Source organism: Labedaea rhizosphaerae (assembly GCF_004362825.1).
Taxonomy (GTDB): Bacteria; Actinomycetota; Actinomycetes; order Mycobacteriales; family Pseudonocardiaceae; genus Labedaea; species Labedaea rhizosphaerae.
On the sequence record NZ_SNXZ01000003.1, the window covers coordinates 933,545 to 957,796 of the forward strand.

Annotated in this window: 8 protein-coding genes; 5 read left to right on the forward strand and 3 right to left on the reverse strand. The window is 72.1% G+C overall.

Going from position 1 to position 24,252, the window contains the following annotated elements; genetic code table 11:
• Positions 1-22: 22 nt before the first annotated feature.
• On the reverse strand, positions 23-1,420 hold the full coding sequence (locus EV186_RS21560; RefSeq protein ID WP_133851095.1) for an FAD-binding oxidoreductase: 1,398 nt from the start codon (positions 1,418-1,420) through the stop codon (positions 23-25).
• Between the two features lie 260 nt (positions 1,421-1,680).
• Between EV186_RS21560 and EV186_RS21565 the strand changes: the two genes are divergently transcribed.
• Complete coding sequence (locus EV186_RS21565) at positions 1,681-2,634, forward strand: acyl-CoA desaturase (RefSeq protein WP_208115711.1); 954 nt, start codon at positions 1,681-1,683, stop codon at positions 2,632-2,634.
• Between the two features lie 17 nt (positions 2,635-2,651).
• Here EV186_RS21565 and EV186_RS21570 read toward each other — a convergent pair whose 3' ends face one another.
• The gene (locus EV186_RS21570) at positions 2,652-3,140 is read right to left on the reverse strand and encodes a MarR family winged helix-turn-helix transcriptional regulator (protein ID WP_243754174.1); all 489 of its coding nucleotides are present in this window, start codon (positions 3,138-3,140) and stop codon (positions 2,652-2,654) included.
• A 58-nt stretch (positions 3,141-3,198) separates the two neighbouring features.
• Here EV186_RS21570 and EV186_RS21575 point away from each other — a divergent pair, with 58 nt between their 5' ends.
• The gene (locus EV186_RS21575) at positions 3,199-5,241 is read left to right on the forward strand and encodes an MMPL family transporter (RefSeq protein WP_133851096.1); all 2,043 of its coding nucleotides are present in this window, start codon (positions 3,199-3,201) and stop codon (positions 5,239-5,241) included.
• Positions 5,242-5,251: 10 nt separating this feature from the next.
• Here the strand turns inward: EV186_RS21575 and EV186_RS21580 are convergent, their stop codons facing one another.
• The gene (locus EV186_RS21580; RefSeq protein ID WP_133851097.1) at positions 5,252-7,735 is read right to left on the reverse strand and encodes an ATP-binding protein; all 2,484 of its coding nucleotides are present in this window, start codon (positions 7,733-7,735) and stop codon (positions 5,252-5,254) included.
• Positions 7,736-7,855: 120 nt separating this feature from the next.
• Here EV186_RS21580 and EV186_RS21585 point away from each other — a divergent pair, with 120 nt between their 5' ends.
• Genes EV186_RS21585 through EV186_RS21595 form a run of 3 tightly spaced genes read left to right on the forward strand, consistent with a single transcriptional unit; the run spans position 7,856 to position 24,224 of the window.
• Positions 7,856-12,718: a non-ribosomal peptide synthetase gene (locus EV186_RS21585; RefSeq protein WP_166659259.1), complete on the forward strand. Its 4,863-nt coding sequence runs from the start codon at positions 7,856-7,858 to the stop codon at positions 12,716-12,718.
• Complete coding sequence (locus EV186_RS21590) at positions 12,715-24,015, forward strand: non-ribosomal peptide synthetase/type I polyketide synthase (protein ID WP_133851099.1); 11,301 nt, start codon at positions 12,715-12,717, stop codon at positions 24,013-24,015. Before EV186_RS21585 ends, EV186_RS21590 begins: the two co-directional genes overlap by 4 nt.
• Positions 24,012-24,224, forward strand: coding sequence for an MbtH family protein (locus EV186_RS21595; RefSeq protein ID WP_133851100.1), 213 nt, complete (start codon positions 24,012-24,014; stop codon positions 24,222-24,224). The genes EV186_RS21590 and EV186_RS21595 overlap by 4 nt, the downstream gene beginning before the upstream one ends.
• Positions 24,225-24,252: the final 28 nt, after the last annotated feature.

The following is a 24,252-nucleotide window of genomic DNA, read 5'->3' on the forward strand; positions in this document are numbered from 1 at the left end:
CCGTTCACCTCCAGGCGGGGTTTCAACGCCCGCGGACGCACTTGTCGTACAGGTCGGGTAGCCGGGCACCAGGGTCGTAGCGCTGCTTGAGCCCGCGGTAGACGGGGCCGTTGTAGAGCGACCAGAACTCGTCCTGCGGGTAGAAGCTCGCCGAGTAGAGCGACTTGCGCCCGCCCATCTCCGCCACCGTCCGCTCGATGAGCCGGTTGTGGGTGTCGGCGGGCTCGCCCGGGTCGAGCGCGACCGAGGACCAGAAGCCGAAGTTCACGTACAACGTCTCGGGATCCAGGTCGTACAACGGCCACTGGGTCCGGTCGCGTTGGCGGATCGGGCAGACCCACACCGGCGAGATCGGCACCTCCTTGTGCAGGAAATCGAGGAAGTCCGCGGCCCGGTCGACCGGCACCTCGATGTCCTGCACCACCACCTCGCGATCGGGCCGGCCCCGCAGCCGCTCCCACCGAGCGGCCAGGTTGTGCCTGCGCTCGAAGGCCACCGCCTTCCAGTAGACGTCCGAGCGAAGCCGTTTGCGGCCCAGCAGCAGGCGCACCAGGCGGTTCTGCACGCCGAGGGCGGCCGAGCACCAGAACCAGTCGGTGTCCCAGCGCCACAGGTAGTCCCGGGTGGTCAGGTAGTCCTCCCCGCGGCGCTGGATCGAGCGGTAGTAGATGTCCAGCCAGGTGTAGTCGCTGGTGTGCGGGGCCTCGTCGACGAACGTGCCGACGGTCAGGTAGTGCTCGTCGGAGGCGAAGACGGTGCCGTCGACGAAGTCCACGGGCTCGCCGTCGTGGCTGCGCGTGGTGCAGACCTCGGCGAGCTGGGCGAAGTAGCTCTCGGCGCTGGTGTGCCGGAGGTGGCGCAGGCGCACGAAGGGCCGCACGGGTTCCAGCGCGATCCGCACCCGGGTCGCGTACCCGAGGGTGCCGTAGGAGTTCGGGAAGCCGTGGAACAGCTCGCGGTGCTCGTTGTCCGGCCGGGCGAGCACCACCTCGCCGGCGCCGGTGAGCAGTTCCAGCTCGAGCACCGACTCGTGCGGCATGCCGTTGCGGAACGACGCGGACTCGATGCCGAGCCCGGCGACCGCGCCGCCCAGCGTGATCGTCTTGAGCTGCGGCACCACCATCGGCATGAGCCCGAACGGCAGCGTGGCGTCGACGAGCTGCTCGTAGGTGACCATGCCCTCGACGTCCGCCGTGCGGGCATCGGGGTCGACGTGCAGCACGTGGGTCAGGTCCGACACGTCCAGCGTTCCCGCCCCGGTGCGGGTGCGGAACAAGTTCGACGTGCCCTTGGCCAGCCGGACCGGCGCGCCGTCGGGCAGGCCGCTGACCTGGTCGCGAAGCCGGGCCACGCGCTCGGCGTGCGGCGCGGACGTGGACGTGGTCGTGGTCGTCGGGCGGTGGTCCTGCATGGAGGCCATGTTCGTCCTCCGACGTACGTTGCGCCACACGGCATCCCACACAGCGGCGCCCGGGAACCAATCCAGCCGCCGGACGTTGTACTGGGTAGGTCGTAGTCGAGCAGGGTCCGTGCCTCAGCGCACGCGAGCTGCCGACGATGGTAGGTAGCCGCTCCTCTTGCACTCGCGCGTGGACGAGCCGATGCAGTCGCCGTCCACCCCCGGCCTGGGACGTTCCGAAGCGTCCGGCCCCTGTTCCCGATCGCACGTGAAGGCTGTTCATGACTCATGCTGTACAAGATCGTCCGGCGCCCACCCGGCCCGCTCCCGAGCCGATGCTGGCTGGTGAGAAGACCCGGTTCGAGAACTTCCTGGTGAAGTTGTTCGCTGTGGTGCCGTTGCTCGCGGTGGCCGCGGCGGTGCCGCTGGCGTGGGGGTGGGGACTGTCCTGGACCGACATCGGGCTGGCCGCGGGGTTCTACTTCCTCACCTGCCTGGGTGTGACGGTCGGGTTCCACCGCTACTTCACCCATGGCGCGTTCAAGGCCAACCGGGCGTTGCGGATCGCGCTGGCCGCGATCGGCAGCATGGCCATGCAAGGACCGGTGATCGGCTGGGTGGCCGATCACCGCCGCCACCACGCCTACGCCGACCGCGAGGGCGACCCGCACTCGCCGTGGCTGTTCGGCACGTCGGCCGCCGCGCTGGCCAAGGGGTTCTGGCACGCCCACATGGGCTGGATGTTCGGCCGCGACAAAACCAATCCCCGCCGGTTTGCCCCCGACCTGCTCGCCGATGACGACATCACCCGCGTCGACAAGCTCTTCCCGCTGCTGACCGTGGCCACGCTGCTGACCCCGGCCCTGCTGGGCGGGCTGATCACGATGTCCTGGTGGGGTGCGCTGACCGGGTTCTTCTGGGCCGGGCTGGTCCGCGTCGCGCTGCTGCACCACGTGACCTGGTCGGTCAACTCCATCTGCCACATGATCGGCGAGCGGCCCTACGCCGCCCGCGACAAGTCCGCGAACTTCTGGCCGCTGGCGATCCTGTCCTGCGGTGAGTCCTGGCACAACTCGCATCACGCCGACCCCACCGGCGCCCGCCACGGCGTGGGCCGCGGCCAGATCGACATCTCCGCCCGCGTGATCTGGATCTTCGAAAAGCTCGGCTGGGCCACCCAGGTCCGCTGGCCCCGACCCGAACGCTTCGCCAAACTCGCCAACAAGCCGGCGTGACCCTCGGGTAGCTGTCGCTACTTCCTCGGCTTCGTCGCGGTCGCGTCCGTGCTGCCGTCCGCGGCGGCCCGGGTCGCGGCCGCGACTTCGGTCAGGAATTCGGCCACCAGGGCGCGTTGCTCGGCCGGGTAGCGCTCGATGGCCGGTCGCAGGTGCTTGGCCAGCGGGGCGAACAGCGCCCGCCCCACGTCCAGTGCGGTGTCGGTGAGCTCGAGGTCGACCCGGCGGCGGTCGACGGTGCTGCGCACCCGCCGGACGTGACCGGCGCTCTCCAGCCGGTCGAGCAGCGCGCTGGTGGCCGGGGCGCTCAACTGGAGCCGGCGGCTCAGCCGCCCCGGGGTCATCGCATCACCGGACTGGCCGGCCTCCATGATCGCGCCCAGGGCGTTCAAGTCGGTCCGATGCATCTCGTTGTCGGTGCCGAAGGCCGAGATGTAGCGCTCGGTCTCCATGGTGAAAAGGCGCAGCAACCGCACCAGGTGATCGACGCTCGACGTGTCCGGCACGACGCCCCCTTTGCCTCTCACCCTGCCGATCGCCGGATCCTATCCTAGTCTTTCCACCGTGGAATCATTCCAGCGTGGAAGTAAACGGCGATGGCTGTTACCGGCCGTCCTGCTCGTCCTGTGGCTGGGCGTCGGCGGCGTGGCCGGTCCGTTCGCCGGGAAGCTCAGCGAGGTCGTGGAGAACGACAGCGCCGCCTTCCTGCCGAAGAGCGCCGAGGCGACGCAGGCCCAGGACCAGGCCCGGGCGTTCGCCGACCGCGACGTGCTGCCCGCGATCGTCGTCGTGGAGCGCAAGGCCGGGCTCACCCGTGAGGACAACGCCTTCCTGGCCGATCGTGCCGCGCGCATCGCACGCGTGCCGGGCGTGGCCGGTCCGCCGTCACCACCCATCCCAGCGCCCCGCGACGCGCAAGCCGCGCAGGTCGTGGTGCCGGTGGACGCGAACCAGGACCCGGGTGCGGTCACCACCGAGGTCCGCTCCGTCCTGCGGGGCGCGCCGCCCGGGCTCACGGTCGCGGTCACCGGCCCGGCCGCGCAGATCGCCGACCTGGTCACCGCTTTCGGCGGCATCGACGGCGTCCTGCTGCTGGTCGCCGCCGGGATCGTCGCGGTGATCCTGGTCCTGGTCTACCGCAGCCCGCTGCTCCCGGTGCTGGTGCTGGTCTCCGCGGTGTTCGCGCTCGGCCTGGCCAGCCTGGTCGTGTACCTGCTGGCCGACAACGACATCATCGAGCTGAACGGGCAGAGCCAGGGCATCCTGTCGATCCTGGTGTTCGGCGCCGCCACCGACTACGCGTTGCTGCTGGTTTCCCGCTTCCGCGAGCAACTGCGCGAGTCCGCGAGCCGGTTCGACGCCATCAGGATCGCGCTGCGGGCCAGTGCCGCCCCCGTTCTCGCCTCAGGCGGCACCGTGATCCTCGGTGTGCTGTGCCTGCTGCTGAGCGACCTGAACTCCAACCGCACCCTCGGCCCGGTGGCCGCGATCGGCATCGCCTCGGCCCTGCTGACGTCGTTGACGTTCCTGCCCGCGGCGCTGGCGCTCACCGGCCGCGCCGCGTTCTGGCCGGCCCGGCCCGAGGTCGGCTCCGAACACCCCGAGACGAGCGGCGTGTGGGGGCGCATCGCGCGCTTCGTCGGGGCCCGGCCACGCTGGACCTGGATCGGGGCCGTGCTGGTGCTGGCGGCGGGTGCCGCCTTCGTCCCGCAACTGAGGGCCGAGGGGACCGCGCAGTCCGACGTGTTCCTGCAGCAAGTGGAGTCCACCACCGGGCAGGACGTGCTGAGCGCGCACTTCCCCGGCGGCACGGGCACGCCGACGACGGTGATCACCAACGCGAGCACCGCACAGGCGGTGCGGAACGCGGCCCTGGTCGCCGGGGTCGCCGAGGCCGAAGTCCAGCAACCGGCGGTGAACGGCCGCATCCGGGTGAACGTGGTGCTGCGCGATGCCGCCGACTCCACGGCAGCGACCGCGACCGTCCACAGAGTACGGACGGCCGTGCACGCGGTGCCGGGGGCGCAGGCGGTGGTGGGCGGTCAGACCGCGGTCCAGCTGGACACCCAGGCCGCGTCCGAACGCGACCGCGCGGTGATCATCCCGATCGTGCTGGTGGTGATCTTCCTGGTGCTGGCCGGGCTCCTGCGCGCGCTGCTGGCCCCGGTGTTGCTCATCGCGACCGTGGTGTTGTCGTTCGCGGCGACCATGGGCGTGTCCGCCCTCGTGTTCAACCACGTCCTCGGCTTCCCCGGCGCCGACCCGGTGGTGCCGCTGTTCGGCTTCGTCTTCCTTGTCGCGCTGGGGATCGACTACAACATCTTCCTCATGACGCGGGTACGGGAGGAAACGCTGACGCGGGGCACGAGATCGGGCACCCTGCACGGGCTCGCGGTCACCGGCGGCGTCATCACCTCCGCGGGGATCGTGCTGGCCGCGACCTTCGCCGCGCTCGCCGTGATCCCGATCCTGTTCCTCGCGCAGATCGCGTTCATCGTCGCGTTCGGCGTGCTGGTCGACACCCTGCTGGTGCGGACTCTTCTGGTGCCGGCGTTGACGATCGACATCGGGCGGGCCGTCTGGTGGCCGGCACGGCGCGCACCGTGAGGCCGGCCGATCAAGCCGAACGCAGGCGGTCGCGGACGGTGTCGGCGCGCGGGGAGTCGAGTTCGGTGTAGAGGCGCAGCGCCTGTTCCCAGTGGTCGCGGGCGGCCGCCGGGTTTCCCAGGCGGGTCAGGGCGTCGCCGATGCCGGTGTGCGCCCTGGCCCGTTCGGCGGGGGCGCCCAGCTCCTCGGCCAGGTGCTCGGCTTCGGTGTGCAGCCGGGCCGCCTCGTCGGGCTGGCCCATGTCGAAGCGGGTCTCGGCCAGCCCGTTCAACGCCTGCGCCTCGCCGTCGCGCGCGCCCATGGCGCGGGCCATGCGCAGCGCCCGCTCGTGGTGGTCCAGGGCCTCGGCGTGGCGGGCGAGGTCCCGGTACACCTCGCCGATGTTGTACAGCGCGTCGCGCTCGCCGTCGTGGTTGCCGGTGGCCCGGTACTTCGCCAGCGCCTGTTCGTGGTGGTGCAGGGCTTGTTCGTGCATGCCGAGCTGGCGGTAGATCCCGCCCAGCTCGTCGAGGGCGTTGCCCTCCACCACGTCGTCGCCGATGGCACGGGCCGCGGCCAGCGCCTGCTCCTGGTACTCGCGGGCCGTGGCCAGGTCGCCCAGTTCGGCGCGGACCAACCCGAGGTTGCCGAGGATCCGCGCCTCGTCGATGCGGTCGCCCATCCGGCGGGCCAGCGCGATCGCCCGCTGCAGGTGGTGTTCGGCGGTCTCGTAGGCGCCGGTGCGCCAGTGGGCGATGCCCAGGTTGTTGTGCGCGCCGCGTTCGGCGGCGTCGTCGGCGCAGGACACGGCCACGTCCAAGGACTCCTGGTAGTGGCGCAGGGCGCGCTGGTGCTCCCCCAGCCGGTCGCACACCGTGCCCAGGTAGCGCAGCGTCCGGGCCTTGGCCGCGCCGGTCGCGGCGGCCGCCGCGCTCTCGTGCAGCAGCCGGCCGTCGTGGTAGTGACCGCCCACGTCCAGGTGCCGCCACAGCACGTCGGCCATCCGGGCGGCGTGCTCGGGATGACCGTTGCGGGCCGCCCACACCGACGAGGCGATCAGGTTGGCGTGCTCGGTGGCCAGCCACGCCGTCGCCTGCTCCTCGTCGGCGAACACCGGACGGCTCGGTGCGGGCACCAGGCCCGGCCAGCGCTGGTGGACCGCCGCCTCCGCGTGCTCGCGGAAGTGCTCGAGCAGCCGCGCCACCGCCGCGTCGCGCTCCTCGTCGGTGCTCGCCTGCTCGGCGGCGAACTCGCGGAGCAGGTCGTGGAACTCCCAGCGGCCGGGCGTGGGCTGGGCGAGCAGGTGCACGCTGACGAGCAGGTCCAGCGACTCGGGCGTGGCGCCGGCGAGCACCGCGGCCGAGGCCAGGTCGAAGTCGTGGCCCGGGTGCAGGGCGAGCAGCCGGAACACCCTGGCCGTCGCCGGGTCCAAGGCGTCGTAGGACCACGCGCAGACGTCGCGGATGTTGGAGTACGGGTCGGCCGGATCGCCGTCGAGGGCGTCCAGCGGGCGATCCGCGGCCAGGTCGGCGACGAAGTGGTCGAGCGACTCGGACGCCTCACGGGCGGCCCGGTCGCCCACGATCGCCAGCGCCAGGGGCAGGCCCGCGCAGCGGTGGACGAGCGCGGTCACGGCGCTCGGGTCCGCGGCGACTCGCTGCGCGCCGACGAACCGGCCCAGCACGGTCGCCGCGTCCTCGTCGGGCAGGCCCCGCAACGTGATCCGGTGTGCACCGTCGCGGATGGACAGTCCACGCAGCTGGCTGCGACTGGTGACCACGGCCATCGAGGCCGACCCGGCGGGCAGCAGCGGCCGGATCTGCGCCACGTCACGGGCGTTGTCCAGCACCACCAGCACCCGCTTGCGGCTGAGTTCACCGCGGTAGAGCGCCACCCGTGCGTCCAGCCGGGCCGGCAGCTTGTCCGCCGGTTTGCCGAGGGCGTCGAGGAACAGGCCGAGCACCTGGGACGGGTCCACCGGCGGCGCGAGGCCGTAACCGTGCAGGTCCACGTAGAGCTGGCCGTCCGGGAACCGCTCGGCGACCCGGTGCGCCCACCGCACGGCGAGCGTCGTCTTGCCCATGCCGCCCATGCCGTCGATCACCACGAGCGCGCCCGGCTCCGTGGCGAGCACTTCGTCCAGGCGGGCGAGTTCGGCCTGCCGGCCGACGAACAGCCCGCCGACGGCCGGGAGCTGCGCGGGCGCGGTGGCGCGGGGTTGCCACTGCGGGGCCGTGCGGGGCCGGTAATGGTCGATGAATTCGCGCCGCGCCGAATCGTTCAATCCCAGCGCGTCAGCAATCGATTCCAGAGAGTGAAGCCGGGGCCGGCGCACCAGTCCACGTTCGATGTCACTGATGCTCCGCGCGGTGAGACCAGCGAGCGCCGCCAATTCTTCCTGCGTGTAACCGGTCGATTGGCGAAGCGTCACCAATAGGGATACATGCTGGTCCAGCCCCTGCACAAGGCCGACCCTACCCGAAGGTTCCGGACAAAACTTCAGGTTGAACTTCATGGCCGCGGATACCTCGGCCACGTTGGATTGTCTGGCTTGCCCTGTGGGCCCGGCTCGGGAACGCGCACAGCCAAGCGTGGGTCGAACCCAATTTCCCGGCAAACAAAGCGAGGTCTTCACGTGGCTGCCCCGGCGCAACCGATCGATCACGTCTCCGCGGGCCGCCCGTCAGTGCTCACCGAGTTCGACCGCTGGGTGCGCGAACGGCCGCAGGCACCGGCGGTGCTCACCGCGACGGAGTCGTTGAGCTACGCCGAACTCGACGCCGCGGCCGACGCGGTCGCCGCGCGGCTGGTCGCCGCGGGCGCGACGCCGGGCCGCATCGTCGCCGTGGTCGCGGACCTCTCCGCCACGTTGGTCGTCGCGGAACTGGCGGCGATGAAGCTCGGCTGCGCGTTCCTGCCGATCGCGCCGACCGACCCGCTCTCGCGCACGCGCACCGTGCTCGACGAGGCGGACGTGGTCGCCGTGGTCGCCGACCGGGAGCTCGACGTGCCGAGCCTGCTCATACCGGACGTGCTCGTGCCGGACCTGGCCGAGCGGTCGGCGGAGCACTTCACCGACGACCCGCACCCCGAGCAGCTCGCCTACGTCATCTACACGTCGGGTTCGAGTGGCCGGCCGAAGGGCGTCCAGGTGCCGCACCGCGGCCTGGCCAACGCCGTGGCCTGGGGCAGACGGGAGTGGGAGCTCGGCCCGGACGACCGGACCGCGCTCTTCGCCAGCCCGGCGTTCGACGCCAGCGTGCTGGAGATCTGGAAGACCTTCGCCACCGGCGGCGCGCTGGTCATCCCCGGCGCCGACGACCGCGGCTCGATGAGCGCGCTGCGCGACTGGCTGGTGCGCCGCGGCGTCACCCACTGCGACCTGCCGACGGCGGTGGCCGAGGGCGTGGTCGAGCTCGACTGGCCCGCGGACACCAAGCTGCGCGTGCTGCGCACCGGCGGCGACCGGCTGACCCGCTTCACCCCGCCGGGGCTGCCGTTCCTGTTCGTCAACGAGTACGGGCCGGCCGAGTGCAGTGTGGTCGCGACGTTCTCGATCGTGCCGACGGTCGCGGACGGCGTGCCGGCCATCGGGACGCCGGTGGACGGCATCGAGGCCCTGGTGCTCGACGAGGACCTGCGCCCGGCGACCGAAGGCGAGATCTACCTCGGCGGCGCGGGACTCGCCCGCGGGTACCTCGGCCGGCCGGGGCTGACCGCGCAGCGGTTCGTGCCGGACCCGCGCGGTGGCGGCGCCCGGCTCTACCGGACCGGCGACCGGGCGGTCGTGCGCGAGGACGGTCAACTGAGCTTCCTCGGCCGCGGCGACAACCAGGTGAAGATCCGCGGCTACCGGATCGAGCTGGGCGAGATCGAGACCGCGCTCAACGGGCACCCGTCGGTGCGCAAGGCGGCCGTGCTGGCTCGCCAGGACCAGCCGGGCGAGAAGGAACTCGTCGGGTACGTCGCGCTCGAGCCGGGCACCGACCCGGACCTCGCCGCGTACTTGCGTGGCGCGCTGCCCGAGTACCTGGTGCCGGCCCGCTACGTCGTCATGGACGAACTGCCGGTGACCGTCAACGGCAAGGTGGATCGCCGGGCGCTGCCCGCGCCGCCGCGCCTGGCCGGCGACACCACCGCGCCGCGCACGCCCACCGAGCACGCGATCGCCCGGTTGTGGTGCGCGGAGCTCGGCCTGGACTCGGTCGGGGTGTTCGACGACTTCCTCGCGATCGGCGGCCAGTCGCTGATGGCGTTGCGGATCGCCACCCGCGTCGAGCAGGAGCTGGGCAAGCCGGTCCGCGCGCACCACCTCTTCGCCAACCCGACCATCGCGGCGCTGGCCGCGGTTGTGGACGAGCTGGCCGTGACCACCGTCGACGACACCACGACCGACGAACCCGTCGTTTCCTTTGCCCAGCAACGGCTCTGGTTCACCGAGCAGCTGCTGCCGGACACCTCGCGGCACACCGAGGCGATGGTGGTCGGGCTGTCCGGTCCGCTCGACCGCGCGTCGCTGCAGGCGGCGGTCGAGGAGATCATGCGGCGCCACGACCAGTTGCGCGCCGGGTTCACCGCACGCGAAGGGCAGCCGGTGCCGTTCGTGGTCGACGACGTCACGGTGGCGATCCCCGAGGTCGACCTGCGTGATCGTCCGCCGTCCGCGCGCGACGAGCTGATCGAGTCGTTCGCCCACACCGTGTTCGACCTGACGCAGCCGCCGCTGATCAAGTTCGCGCTGCTGCGGCTGGCCGAGCACCGCCACGAACTGCTCTTCGCCACCCACCACATCGCCTCCGACGGGTGGTCCGCGCGGGTGTTCGTGCACGAGCTCGGCGAGCTCTACCGCGCGTTCGTGGCCGGGCTCCCCTCGCCGTTGCCGCCGCTGGCCGCCACCTACGGCGACATCGCCCGGCGCCAGCGCGCCCAGCTGGCCAGCGGCCGGCTCGACGACGGTCTCGCGTTCTGGCGCGCGCTGCTCGACCCGCCGCCGGCCGAGATGCCCCTGCCCACCGACCGGCCCCGGCCCAGCGAGCCGACCCACCGCGGCAAGCGGCTGGACCGCGCCGTGCCCGCCGAGCTGTGGGACGCCGTGCAGCGCCTGGCCCGCGACCACGGCGCGACGAACTTCCACGTGCTCTTCGCCGTGTTCCAGGCGGTGCTGCGCCGCTACACCGGCCAGGACGACCTGGTGTCGGCCATCGCGGCGGCCGGGCGCGAGGACCCCGACGCGGCGGGGTTGCTCGGCTTCTTCGTCAACACGCTGCCGGTGCGCACCGACCTGGCCGGCGACCCGTCGTTCGCCGACCTGCTGGACCGGGTGCGCGGCGTGCTGCTCGACGCGACCAGGCACGGCGAGGTGCCGCTCGAGCGCATCGTCGAGCACGTCGGCGCCGACCGGGACCTCAGCCGCCACCCGCTCTTCCAGACGATGTTCGTGCTGCAGGACACCGTGGCGCCGGTGCACGCGGGCGAGCTCACGGTGAGCCTCGGCCCCGAGTACGACAACGGCATGGCGAAGCTCGACCTGCTGATCAACTTCGACTTTCCCTTCGGCAAGCCGATGCTGACCGCCGAGTACGCGACGGAGTTGTTCGACCCGGCGACCATCGAGCGGATCCTGCGCCACTACGAAGACGTGCTGTGGTCGGTCACCGCGGACCCGGGCGTGCGGCTGTCCGAGCTGCCGCTGGGCCACGACGAGGTCGGCTTCGTCGCGCCGCGCCCGACCGAGTGCCTGCACACCCTGGTCGAGCAGCAGGTCGCCCGCACCCCGCACGCGATCGCGCTGGAGTGCGCGGGCGCCACGCTCACCTACACCGAGCTGGACCGGCGGGCCAACGCCGTGGCGTGTGCGCTGGCCGAGCTCGGCGTCGGGCCGGACGTGCTGGTCGCGACGCACCTGGAGCGGACGCTGGACCTCGTCGTCGGCATCCTCGGCGTGCTCAAGGCGGGCGGCGCGTACCTGCCGCTCAGCATCGAGGACCCGGCGGCCCGTCAAGCCGCGATCCTCAGCGATGCCAAGGCATCGGTGTTGCTGACCGACGGCTCACACCCCGACGGGGTCACCACCCCGCACGTGCTGCAGCTCGCCGACGTCCCGCCCGGCACCGACCGGCGACCGAATCCGGTGCTGGACGTGGAGAACCTGGCCTACCTGCTCTACACGTCGGGCTCGACCGGTCAGCCCAAGGGTTGCGCGATGCCGCACCGGGCCGTGATCAACATGCTGACCTGGCAGCGCACCGACGGCGGATTGGGCGCACCGGCCCGGGTTTTGCAGTTCACCGCGCTGACCTTCGACGTGTCGATGCAGGAGATCTTCGGAACCCTCGCGGTCGGCGGCACGGTCGTGATGGTCGAGGACACCGTGCGCCGGGATTCCGTGTCCCTGCTGGACTTCTTGTGCGACAACAGGATCGAGCGGCTCTTCCTGCCGTTCGTGGCGCTCAACGAGCTGGCCGCCACGATCGCGCGCACCGGCCGGATCCCGGCGCGGCTGGTCGACGTCGTCACCGCGGGCGAGCAGGTGCAGGCCAACGAGAACGTCGTCGGCATGTTCACCAAGCTGCCGCAGGCCCGCCTGCACAACCACTACGGGCCGACCGAGACCCACATCGTGGTGGCCTGCACGCTGGACGAGGACCCGGCCCGGTGGGCGCCGCTGCCGCCGATCGGCGTGCCGGTCAACGGCGTGATCGCCCGCGTGCTCGACGCGCACGGCGCGGTGGCCCCCGTCGGCGTCGTCGGCGAACTGCACATCGGCGGCCACGGGATCGCGCACGGCTACCTGGGCAAACCGGTCCAGACCGCGCAGCGGTTCATCCCCGACCACGACGGGAAACGGCTCTACCGCACCGGTGATCTCGCCCGCTGCGACGCCGACGGCGTCATCTGGTTCCTCGGCCGCACCGACGACCAGGTCAAGATCCGGGGTTACCGCGTCGAACTCGGCGAGATCGAGGTCGCGCTGGCCGAGCACCCGGAGGTCGCGGCCGCCGCGGTCGTCTACGACAAGGCGGCCCAGCGCCTGGTCGGCTACATCCTGGCCGAGGACGACGACCGGATCGTCGCGCAGTGCCGGGAACGGCTCAGCGCGCGGCTGCCCGGCTACATGGTGCCGTCGGTGATCATGGCGGTGGCCACCCTCCCCCGCGGCAAGACCGGCAAGCTCGACCGCAAGAGCCTGCCGGAACCGGTCGTGCACACCACGGCCACGCCCGCGCAGAGCGCGCTGGAGGCGGTCGTCATCGCCGTGTTCGCCGAGGCGCTGGACCTCGACCGGGTCGGGCGCGACGACGACTTCTTCGACCTGGGCGGCCACTCGCTGATCGCCACCCGGCTGGTGGCGTTGCTCGGTGAGGCGCTGGGCGTGGCGGTGCCGGTGCGCGACCTGTTCATCAACCACACGCCGGGCAAGCTGGCGGCGCAGCTGCACGACGCCCACGGCTCCACTGTGGACGACGTGGCCGCGGCCCTGCTCGGCGGTGCGCGATGAGCGTGCAGGACGGCGTCACCCCGGACGTCAGCATGGCCGCGCTGCGGCAGGTGCTGCGGGCCCGGACGCGAAACGCGAACCAGATCCCGCGGCGCGGCGGGACCGGCCCCGCGCCGATGTCGTTCGCGCAGGCGCGGATGTGGTACCTCGACCGGCAGGCGCCCGGCGCGACCAACTACCTGCTTCCGTTGGCGTACTGGCTGTCCGGGCCGTTGGACGTCGCGGCGCTGCGGCGCGCGCTGACCGCGCTCGCCGCCCGGCACGAGAGCCTGCGCACCACCTACGCCGGTGACGACGACGGCGCCGACGGCGCGCTGGTGCAGATCGTCGCCGAGCCCGCGGACGTGCCACTGTCCCTTGTGGACACCACCGAGGCGGAGCTGCGCGGCCAGCTGGCGGCGGAGCTCGCCCGCCCGATGGACCTCGCCGCCCAGCCGCCGGTGCGCGCCACGCTGTTCCGGCTCGACCCGGTCGACCACGTGCTCGTCCTGACGCTGCACCACATCGCGACCGACGCGCGCTCGATGGACATCCTCGTCAGCGAGCTCGGCGACCTCTACCGCGGCGACCGGGCCCTGGCCGAGCCGGCGCTGCAGTACGCGGATTACGCCGTGTGGCAACAGGAACGGTTTGCCGGGCCGGAGCGCGAACGGCAGCTGGCGTACTGGCGCGCGGCCCTCGAGGGTGCGCCGACCGTGCTCGACCTGCCCACCACGCGACCGCGTCCGGCGACGCAGTCCGACGCGGGCGCGGTCGTGGAGTTCGCCTGGCCCGCGCCGCCCGGCTTCGCGGCGTTGTGCAAGCAGCACCAGGCGACCCCGGCCATGGTGCTGTTCGCCGCGTACCAGGTGGTGCTGGGCCGCTACACCGGTCGCACGGACCTGCTCACCGGCATCTCCATCGCCAACCGGGAGCGCCCGGAGGTCGCCGGGGTGGTGGGCCTGTTCCTGAACACGCTCGCCATCCGGACGTCGCTGGCCGGTGCGCCGGACTTCGCCACGGTGGTGGAACGCGTCCGCGACACGATGCTCGGTGCGTTCGAGCACCAGGACCTGCCGTTCGAACACGTCGTCGAGGCGCTGCGCCCACAGCGGCTGCCGGGCCGCACGCCGCTGGTGCAGGTGCGGTTCGCCTACCAGGACGGCGAGGTGCCGCTGCCCGACCTCGGTGACGTGGCCGCGACCGCCGTGGACGTCCCGGACGACACCACGAAGGCCGACCTCAGCCTGATCGTCCGCGGTGCGCAGGCATGGCTGCAGTACAGCACCGACCTGTTCGACGAGGACGCGATGCGGCGGCTGGCCACGCACCTGCGCCGGGTGCTGGACGCCGCGGTGGCCGAGCCGGACCGGCCGGTGCACACCTTGCCGATGGTCGCCGACGAGGAGGTGGCGCCCGGCATCGGCGCGCCTTTGCCGGCCGAGACGCCGTCGCTCGCCGAACTGTTCGCCCGTGCGGTGGCCCGGGTTCCGGACGCCGTGGCGGTCACCTCCGGCGCGCAGACGATGACCTACGCCGAACTCGACGCCGCCGCCGAGGCGTGGGCGCGGGCCATCCACGCGCGCGGCGTCGGGCGCGGCGATCTGGTGGCGTTGTGCCTCGACCGCGGGATCGACCTCGTGGTCGGGATGCTGGCCGTGGCCAGGACCGGCGCGGCCTACCTGCCGCTGGACCCGGCGCACCCGGTCGACCGGCTGCGCTGGGTCGAGCAGGACGCGACGCCGGCGCTGATCCTGAGCCGGCCCGGGATCTTCGCCGGTCCCGTCGTCGACGTCACCGCCCCGCAGTGGCCTGGTGCCGCGGCGGCGTTCGAGCCGGTTCGCACCGGGCCGGACGACGTGGTGTACGTGATCTACACGTCCGGCTCGACCGGGCGGCCCAAGGGCGTGCTGGTCACCCAGCGCGGCGTCGCGACCTACGTCGGCTGGGCCGGCGGGAACTACCCGCTCGAAGGCGGGTCGCCGGTGCACTCGTCGGCGGCCTTCGACATCACCGTCACGAGCCTGTTGGTGCCGCTGCTCGCGGGCCACGGCGTGCACCTGCTGTCGGGCGGCGCCGAAGCACTCGGCGAGTTGTTGCGGTCGCGGTCGGAGCCGTTCGGGCTTGTGAAGATCACCCCGGCGCACCTGGACCTGCTCGCCGGGCAGCTCGAGCCGGGCGAGGCGGCCGGGCGGGTGCGCGCGATCGTCTCCGGTGGCGAGCAGCTGACCGCGGAGCGGCTGCGGTTCTGGCGGGCGAACGCGCCGGACACCAAGCTCTACAACCACTACGGGCCGACCGAGACGACCGTCGGCTGCGCCGGGTACACGATCCCGGACGACTTCCCGGACTCCGGCGCGGTCCCGATCGGGCGGCCCGTCACCGGCGCCCGGCTGTACGTGCTGGACGCGGCGTTGCAGCCGCTGCCCGCGGGCGTGCCCGGCGAGTTGTACATCGGCGGCGCCGGGGTGGCGCGCGGGTACCTGAACCGGCCGGGCCTGACCGCGCAGCGGTTCGTCCCCGATCCGTTCGCCGGTAGTGGGCAACGCATGTACGCCACCGGCGACCTCGCGCGGTGGCGACCGGACGGCACGCTGGAGTACCTCGGCCGGATCGACCGGCAGGTCAAGGTCAACGGCTACCGGATCGAGCCGGGCGAGATCGAGCACCTGCTGGCCCGGCAGCCGTCGGTGACCGCGTCGGTGGTGAAGGTCCGCGAGGACGAGCCGGGCGATCGGCGTCTGGTGGCCTACGTGGTCGGTCAGGCGACCGAAGCCGCGTTGCGACAAGCGCTGGGCGAGGCGCTGCCCGCGTACATGACGCCCGCCAACTTCGTCTTCCTCGACGCCCTGCCGCTCACCGCGAACGGCAAGGTCGACCACGCCGCGTTGCCGTCGCTGAAGCAGGCCCGGACCGCGCCCGCGCCGGTGACCGGTGGGGTCACCGAGGTGCTGACGCGGATCTGGGGTGAGCTGCTGGGCCGCGAGCACGTCGGGCTCAACGACAACTTCTTCGACCTCGGCGGCCATTCGCTGCTGCTGCTCAAGATGCACCGCAAGCTCCGCACGGAGTTCGGCGAGCGGGTCACCGTCACCGATCTGTTCCAGCACACCACGATCAGCGCGCTCGCGCGGTTCCTCGGCGCGGCGGCACCCGCGCCGAAGGCCGCGGCCAAGACCACGGTGAGCACCGGCGACATCGCCATCATCGGGATGGCGCTGCGGTACCCGGGGGCGAGCAACCCCGAGGAGTTCTGGTCGACGATCACCGCGGGCACGGACGTGGTGCGCCAGTTCAGCGCCGAGGAGATGATCGCCGACGGCGCCGACCCCAGCTGGCTCACCGACCCCGACTACGTCACCTCGGGGGCCGTGCTCGACGGGCTCGACCGGTTCGACGCGGCGTTCTTCGGCATCAGCCCGCGCGAAGCGGAGATCCTCGACCCGGGCCACCGGCTCTTCCTGGAATGTTGTTGGGAGGCACTGGAAACCGCCGGGCACGCCCCCGAGCAGAGCGGCCGCAAGGTCGGGGTCTTCGCGGGCGCGAGCCGCAGCATCTACCTGACCGAGAACATCGCGGCCGCACCGGACGTGGCGCGGGCCATCGGCGAGTACCAGCTGCAGCTGGCCACCGACAAGGACTACCTGCCGATCCGGGCGTCCTACAAGCTCGACCTGCGTGGCCCGAGCATCAGCGTGAACACCGCGTGCTCCACGTCGCTGGTCGCCGTGCACATGGCCCGGCGCAGCCTGATGGCGGGCGAGTGCGAGGTGGCCATCGCGGGCGCGGCGAGCATCGACCCGCAGCAGCGCCGCGGCTACCGCTACGACCCCGGCGGCATCATGTCGCCCGACGGCCACTGCCGGCCGTTCGACGCGGGCGCCCGCGGCACGATCTCGTCCAATGGCGTCGGTGTCGTCGTGCTGAAGCGGCTGGCCGACGCCCTGCGCGACGGTGACCCGATCCGTGCGGTCATCCGCGGTTCCGCGGTCAACAACGACGGCGGGGCCCGGGCCGGGTTCAGCGCACCCGGGGTCGACGGCCAGGTCGACGTCATCACCAGCGCGCTCGCCGACGCGGGGGTCTCGCCCCGGTCGATCGGCTACGTCGAGGCGCACGGCACCGGCACGGTGCTCGGCGACCCGATCGAGGTCAGCTCGCTGACCAAGGCCTACCGGGCCAGCACCACTGACACCGGGTACTGCGTGCTCGGCTCGGTCAAGGGCGTCATCGGGCACACCAGCGCGGCGGCCGGGGTCGCCGGGCTGATCAAGACGGTGCTCGCCATGGAGCACAAGACGTTGCCGCCCAGTGTCAACCTGGTGGAACCCAATCCCACAGCAGACTTCCCGGCGAGCCCGTTCCGGTTCACCGCCGCGCCCACGCCCTGGGTCGCGGACGGTCCGCTGCGGGCCGGGGTCAGCTCGTTCGGCATGGGCGGCACCAACGCCCACGTCATCCTGGAGCAGGCACCGCCGGTCGAGGCGCCCAAGCCGACGACTGCGCCGACGGCCGAGCCACAGCTGGTCGTCTTGTCCGCCAAGACCCCCACGGCGCTCGATGCGATGGCCGCCCGCCTGGCCGACCACCTGCCCCAGGCCGAGCTGGCCGACGTGGCCGCCACCCTCCAAAAGGGACGGACGCGCCTGACCCACCGCCGGTTCGTGGTGGGCAGCAGCCGGGAATCGGTCGCCGAGGCGTTGCGCCGGCCCGACAGCCCGCGCACCGGCACCGACCGCGACCTCGCGTTCGTCTTCCCGGGCCAGGGCGCGCAGTACCCAGGCATGGGCGCCGGGCTGTACGCGACGCCGGGCGTCTTCCGGGACACCGTCGACACCTGCGCGGACATCCTGCGGCCGCTGCTCGGCATCGACCTGCGTGACGCGCTCTACGGCGACGGACCGTCACTGGACGAGACGTGGCTGACCCAGCCCGCGTTGTTCGTCACCGAGTACGCGCTGGCCAGGATGCTGATCGCGCGCGGGGTGTCCGCGACCGCGTACGCCGGGCACAGCATCGGCGAGTACGTCGCGGCGTGCCTGTCCGGGGTGTTCTCCCTCGAGGACGGCCTGCGGCTCGTCGCCGCCCGCGGCCGGTTGCTGCAGGACCTGCCCGCCGGCGCGATGCTCGCGGTGGCGTTGCCGGAGCACGACGTCCTCGACCTCGTCGGCGGCGACGTGTCGCTGGCCGTAGTGAACGGGCCGTCGGCGTGTGTCCTCGCCGGACCGCGCGCGGCGCTGGAACCCGTTGCGGCACAACTGGAAGCACGCGACGTCGGGCGCCGTTGGTTGCGCACGTCGCACGCCTTCCACTCGGCCATGGTCGAACCGGCGGTGGACGGGCTGCTCGCCGAGGCGAGCCGGGTGACGTGGCACGCGCCCGAGCGGCCCTACCTGTCCAACACCACGGGCACGTGGATCACCGCCCAGCAGGCGACCGACCCGCACTACTGGGCGACGCACCTGCGCCGGCCGGTGCGGTTCGCCGACTGCGCGGCCGAACTCGTGCGGGCCGGGCTGATCACGGCCGAGGTCGGGCCGGGCAACTCGCTGAGCAAGGTGATCCGCCAGTCCAGTAGCCACCAGAGCAGCGGCGACGCGGTGCCGATGATGCGGCGCGGCACCGACGACGTGACGACCTTGCTGTCCGGGATCGGTGGCGTCTGGGCCGCGGGCGCGCCCGTCGACTGGACCGCCTTCGGCGAAGGACAGCCGGGCCGGCGCGTGCCGCTGCCGACGTACCCGTTCGAGCGCAAGAGCTTCTGGCTCGCGGCCGGCACCACGCGGTCGGTCGGCGCCCCGGCGCCTGCGGCCGCAATCTCACCGGCAACGGTGACGGCTCCGGTGGTGACCAGCGCGGTCGAGCTCACCGACGACGAGTCGCGGATCGCGGCCGTGTGGACCGAACTGCTGGGCGTCCCCGACGTCCAGCCCGACGCGAACTTCTTCGACCTGGGCGGGGACTCGCTGCTCGCCACCCAGGTGGTGTCGCGGCTGCGCAGCAGGTTCGGCATGACCGTGCCGATCGAGGCGGTGTTCGAGCACCCGACCGTGCGCGGCATGACCGCGGCGGTGACCAGGGCCGTGACCACGGAGCGCCCGGCGGCCACCCCTGAACCTGCGCGGCGGACGGGCCCGATCCCAGCGACGCCAATCCCAGCGACTCCAATCCCAGCAACGCCCGTGCAGCGGCGGATGTGGTTCCTCGACCAGGCCCACGACCAGCCGGCCGCCTACACGGTGCTGAACGCGATGGATCTGCACGGCGAACTGGACACGACGGCGTTGTTCGAGGCGCTGCGCGACGTCGTGCGCAGGCACGAGGCCCTGCGCACGGTGTTCCAGGCGCCCGAGGGCGAGCCGCTGCAGGTGATCCGCGACGAGGTGCCGGTCGAGCTGGACGTGGTCGAGGTGCCCGCCGCCGACGTCGACGACGTGCTGCGCGCGGCCGCGCGGCAACCGTTCGACCTGGCCGAGGGGCCGCTGTTCCGGTTCCGCCTGCTGCGGGTGGCCGAGCACCACCACGTCCTCGCGCTGGCCGTGCACCACATCGTGTGCGACAGCTGGTCGTTCGGCGTGCTGCACCACGAACTCGCCGTGCTCTACGACGCGCACCGCGCGGGCAAGCCGTCGCCGTTGCCACCCGCGGTCCAGTACGCGGACTGCGCGGAGAACGACTACCTGGTGTCCGATCTGGACTACTGGCGCCGTCAGCTGGCCGGGGTGCCCGACGGCATCGACCTGCCGACCACCGGGGCGCGGCCGCCGGTGCAGACCTTCGACGGCGCGGTCGCCACGCGGGTGCTGAGCCCGCAGCTGACCAGCCGGCTGCGCACGCTGGCGGGCGCGCACGGCGCGACGATGTACATGGCCGTGCTCACCGCGTTGCAGACGCTGCTGTACCGCTACTCGGGCGAGACCGACATCTGCGTCGGTTCGCCGGTGGCCGGGCGGATGCGCGACGAGCAGGAGCAGGTGGTCGGCTGCTTCCTCAACACCTTGGTGCTGCGCAGCCAGGTCGACGGCGCGGCGAGCTTCGCCGAGCACCTGGCCGCGGTCCGGTCGACGGCGCTGGGCGCGTTCGCCCACCAGGCCCCGCCGTTCCAGCGGGTGGTCGAGGAGCTCAACCCGCCCAAGGACCCGAGCCGCAACCCGTTGTTCCAGGTGTTGTTCAACCTGCTCAACACGCCAGGCGACGGGCTGGCGCTGACCGGCTTGCGGACGACGTACCGGCCGGTGCACCTCGGGGTGTCCCAAGTGGACCTGGGCCTGATCGTGTTCGAGTCCGACGCCGGGCTGGACTGCCGGCTGGAGTACAACACCGACCTGTTCGCACCGGCGGTCGCGCAGCGGATGCTCGGCCACCTCGAGCGGGTGCTGGCCGAGGTCACCGCCAACCCGGCCGTGGCGCTCGACGAGATCGACCTGCTCACCGCGGCCGAGGCCGGGCTGGGGCTGACCGCGGGCGACGACCCGGCCGGTGCGCCGCCGGACTGCGCGTTGCACGAGCTGGTGCGCCGCCAGGTCGAGCGGACCCCGGACCGGATCGCCGTGACGTGCGGGCCGAAGTCGTTGACCTACAAGGAACTCGACGAGCGCGCCGAGCGGTTGGCCGGTGTGCTGCGGGCCGCGGGCGTGGGCACCGAGTCGCTGGTGGCGGTCGCGCTGGAGCGGTCGGTGACCCTGTCGGTCGCGCTGCTCGCCGTGCTCAAGGCCGGGGCCGCGTACGTGCCGCTCGACGTGGACTACCCGGCCGAACGCCAGCGCCACGTGCTCGACGACTCCGGCGCGGCCGTCCTGCTGACCGAACGGAAGGTGGCCGAGCGCTACCGCCAGTTCGACACGAAGGTCGTGCTGGCCGACGACGACCACCCCGCGAGCACCGCTGCACTGCCTACTGTGGACGGTGCGAACCTGGCCTACGTGATCTACACGTCCGGCTCCACCGGCAAACCGAAGGGCGTGCGGATCGAGCACCGCTCGGTGGTCAACTTCCTGCACGGGATGCGGCACCGGCTCGACCTCGACCCCGACGACACGCTCGTCGCCGTCACCACGGTCGCGTTCGACATCTCCGTGCTGGAGCTGTTCCTGCCGCTGACCTGCGGCGCCCGCGTCGTGCTGGCCACCCGCGAGGTCGCGCACGACCCCGCCGACCTCGCGGCCCTGCTCGTGCGCGAGCGGGCCACGGTGTTGCAGGCGACCCCGGCGACGTGGCAGCTGCTCGTCTCCGACGACTGGGCCGGGCGGCCCGGGCTCACCGCCGTGTGCGGCGGTGAGGCGTTGCCCGCGGCGCTGGCCGAACGACTGGTTCCGTTGGTGGGCAAGCTGGTCAACGTCTACGGCCCGACCGAGGCGACCATCTGGGCCACCATGGCCGAGATCGCGTCCGGGTCGGACCCGATCACCATCGGCAAGCCGCTGGCCGGGGTGACGGCGCAGGTGCTCGACCAGCGGCTGCGGCCGGTGCCGATCGGGGTGCCCGGCGAACTCTTCCTGGGTGGTGCCTGCCTCGCGCGGGACTACCTCGGCAGGCCCGAGGAGACGGCGAAGAAGTTCGTGCCGGATCCGTACGGGGCTCCGGGCGGCCGTCGTTACCGGACCGGAGACCTCGCCCGGTTCCGCGACGACGGCAGCCTGGAGTTCTTGGGCCGCAACGACAACCAGGTCAAGGTGCGGGGCCACCGGATCGAGCTCGGCGAGATCGAGACGCGGCTGGCCGAGCACCCGGCGGCGGACCGCGCGGTCGCGGTGGTGCGCGGGGACGGCGCGGAGAAGGCGATCGTCGCCTACGTGACGCTGACCGGTGGAGCCGCCGAGTCCGACGCTGGGCCCGACGCTGGTCAGTGGCGCGAACACCTGCGCGGCAGCCTGCCGGACTACATGCTGCCTTCGGCCTTCGTCGTGTTGCCGTCGTTCCCGTTGACCCCCAACGGAAAGGTCGACCGCAAGGCGCTGCCCGCCCCGCCGAAGCCGACCACCGAGCCGACCGGGGCGGGACCGCGCGACGCGTTCGAGACGATGCTGGTCCAGCGCTGGTCGGAGTTGCTGGGCGTGGCGTCGCTCGGCATCGACGACAGCTTCTTCGACCTCGGCGGCGACTCGTTCAAGGCCGTGCGCGCGGTGCGCGACCTCGGCGTGCCCGCGACGGTGATGGACCTGTTCACCAACCCGACGATCCGCGCGTTCAGCGCGCACGTCGGCGGCGCCCGCACCCAGGCGGCCAATACTCACGTCAGGAGCGTGCTGCACGAGCTGACCACGCCCCGCCAGGCCGAGCTGTCGGTCGTCGCCGTGCCGCTCGCGGCCGCGGGTGCCTTGAACTACAAGGAACTCGCGGCGGCGCTGCCGCGGCACATGTCGTTGTTCGCGATCGACCCGCCCGGGCACGACCTGAGCAACCAGACCGAGCAGGCGCTGGGCTTCGACGAACTGGTCGAACGGGTCGTCGACGAGGTCAAGGCCAAGGTCACCGGCCCGACGGCCCTCTACGGCCACTGCATCGGCGGCGCGCTCACCATGGCGATCGCCCGGCGGCTGGAGGACGAGGGCGTCGACCTGGTGCGCGTCTACATCGGCGGGCACTTCCCGGCACCCCGGCTGCCCGGCCGCTACCAGCAGTTGATGCGCAAGCTGATGCCGATGCAGCGCGTCATGTCCAAGCGGCGGGCGATGGAGTTCCTGCGTGCCACCGGGTTGTTCACCGAAGTCCTGGACGATCAGGAGAAGGACTTCCTGATGCGGGTGTTCATCGACGACACCCAGGCGGGCGAGGACTTCTACACCGACGCGTTCCACGGCCGGGGCTACCGCAAGCTGAAGGCGCCGATCGTGGTCGTCGTCGGCGACGGCGACCGGGCCACCGAGCTCTACCAGGAGCGCACGTCGGAGTGGATGCACTTCTCCGACTCGGTGTCGTTGCACGTCATCCCGAACGCGGGGCACTACTTCCACCAGCACCAGGCCGACCAGCTGGCGGCCCTCATCGACGAGGGACCCGGCACGCCGGTCGCGCCGCCGCCACCGGCGGACATGCGGGCGTTCCTGCTCGTGGCGCTGGGGCAGTTCGTGTCGTTGATCGGGTCCGGGCTGACCACGTTCGCGCTGGGCGTGTGGGTGTACCAACGGACCGGCTCGGTGTCGCTGTTCGCGTTGGTGAGCGTGATGGCGTTGCTCCCGGCGGTGGTGCTGGCCCCGATCACCGGAGCGCTGGCCGACCGGTGGGACCGGCGCAAGATCATGCTCGCGGCCGACTCCGTCTCGGCGGCGACGGCGCTGTCGCTGGTCGGTCTGTTGTGGACGGACGCGTTGCGTGGCTGGGAGATCTACCCGCTGGTCGCGCTCGGCGCGGTCGCGGTGGCGTTCCAGCAACCGGCCTACCGGGCCGCGGTCACGCAACTGGTGCCCAAGCGCTACTACGGCAAGGCGAACGGCCTGGCCCAGCTGGGCGGCGCGACCGGATCCGTGCTCGCCCCGATGCTCGGCGGTGCGCTGGCGATCGGCATCGGGTTGACCGGCATCGTGGTCGTCGACCTGCTGTCGTTCGGTTTCGCGTTGATCACCTTGGCCCTGGTGCGGTTCCCGGACCGGATGTTCCGCAAGCTGGAGGAGCCGTTCGCCAAGGAGGTCACCGGCGGCTGGCGCTACCTCGTGCGCCGTCCGGGCCTGATGGGGATCATCGTGTTCACCTCGGCCCTGAACTTCATGTTCGCCATCGTCGACGTCGTGGCCACGCCGCTGGTGCTGGACCTCGGCTCGGTGCCGACGCTCGGGCTGGTCATGTCGGCCGGTGGCATCGGCCTGGTGGTCGGCAGCTCGGTCATGAGCGTCTGGGGCGGGTTCCGCCGTCGCACCACGGGCATCCTGAGCTGCTTCGGGATCATCGGCGGCTCGATGTTCGTCATGGGGCTAGCCCCGAACTCGCTGTTTCCGGCGCTCGGGTTGTTCGGCGCCGGGTTCGGGACCGCGGTGCTGAACGCGCACTGGTCGGCGATCGTGCAGACGAAGGTCGGGCTGGACCTGCAGGGCCGGGTGTTCGCGGCGAACATGATGATCAGCTGGCTGATGATCCCGATCGGGTTCGGGCTGGCCGGACCGTTGGTCTCCGGGGTGTTCGAGCCGCTGGCCGCATCGGCCGGGCACCCGGGCCGGGGCATGGCGTGGCTGGTGATGACCGCCGGGGTGCTCGCGGTGCTGATCGGCGTGGCCGCGTGGCGCAAGCGCAGCGTGCGGCTGCTGGAGGACGAACTGCCGGACGCCATCCCCGATCCGGTCGTGGTGAAGGACAAGGACATCATCCAGGAAAGGGCAATCGCATGAACGACAAGACCGACACGACCGCCGGGCAGTTCACCGTGGTGCTCAACCACGAGGAGCAGTACTCGATCTGGCAGGAGGGCCGCGATCTGCCCGACGGCTGGCGGGCGGCCGGGAAGACGGGCACCGAAGCGGCGTGCCTGGCCTACATCGACGAGGTGTGGACGGACATGCGCCCGCTGAGCCTGCGCGAGCGGATGTCCGCTTCCTGAGCTGGGCGTCGGGCGTGATCCACGGTTC

Excerpts from the sequence above, each read along its gene's own strand:
- EV186_RS21560 (WP_133851095.1), bottom strand. The coding sequence starts at position 1,420 with ATGGCCTCCATGCAGGACCACCGCCCGACGACCACGACCACGTCCACG.
- EV186_RS21565 (WP_208115711.1), top strand. The coding sequence starts at position 1,681 with ATGACTCATGCTGTACAAGATCGTCCGGCGCCCACCCGGCCCGCTCCC.
- EV186_RS21580 (WP_133851097.1), bottom strand. The coding sequence starts at position 7,735 with ATGAAGTTCAACCTGAAGTTTTGTCCGGAACCTTCGGGTAGGGTCGGC.
- EV186_RS21590 (WP_133851099.1), top strand. The coding sequence starts at position 12,715 with ATGAGCGTGCAGGACGGCGTCACCCCGGACGTCAGCATGGCCGCGCTG.
- EV186_RS21595 (WP_133851100.1), top strand. The coding sequence starts at position 24,012 with ATGAACGACAAGACCGACACGACCGCCGGGCAGTTCACCGTGGTGCTC.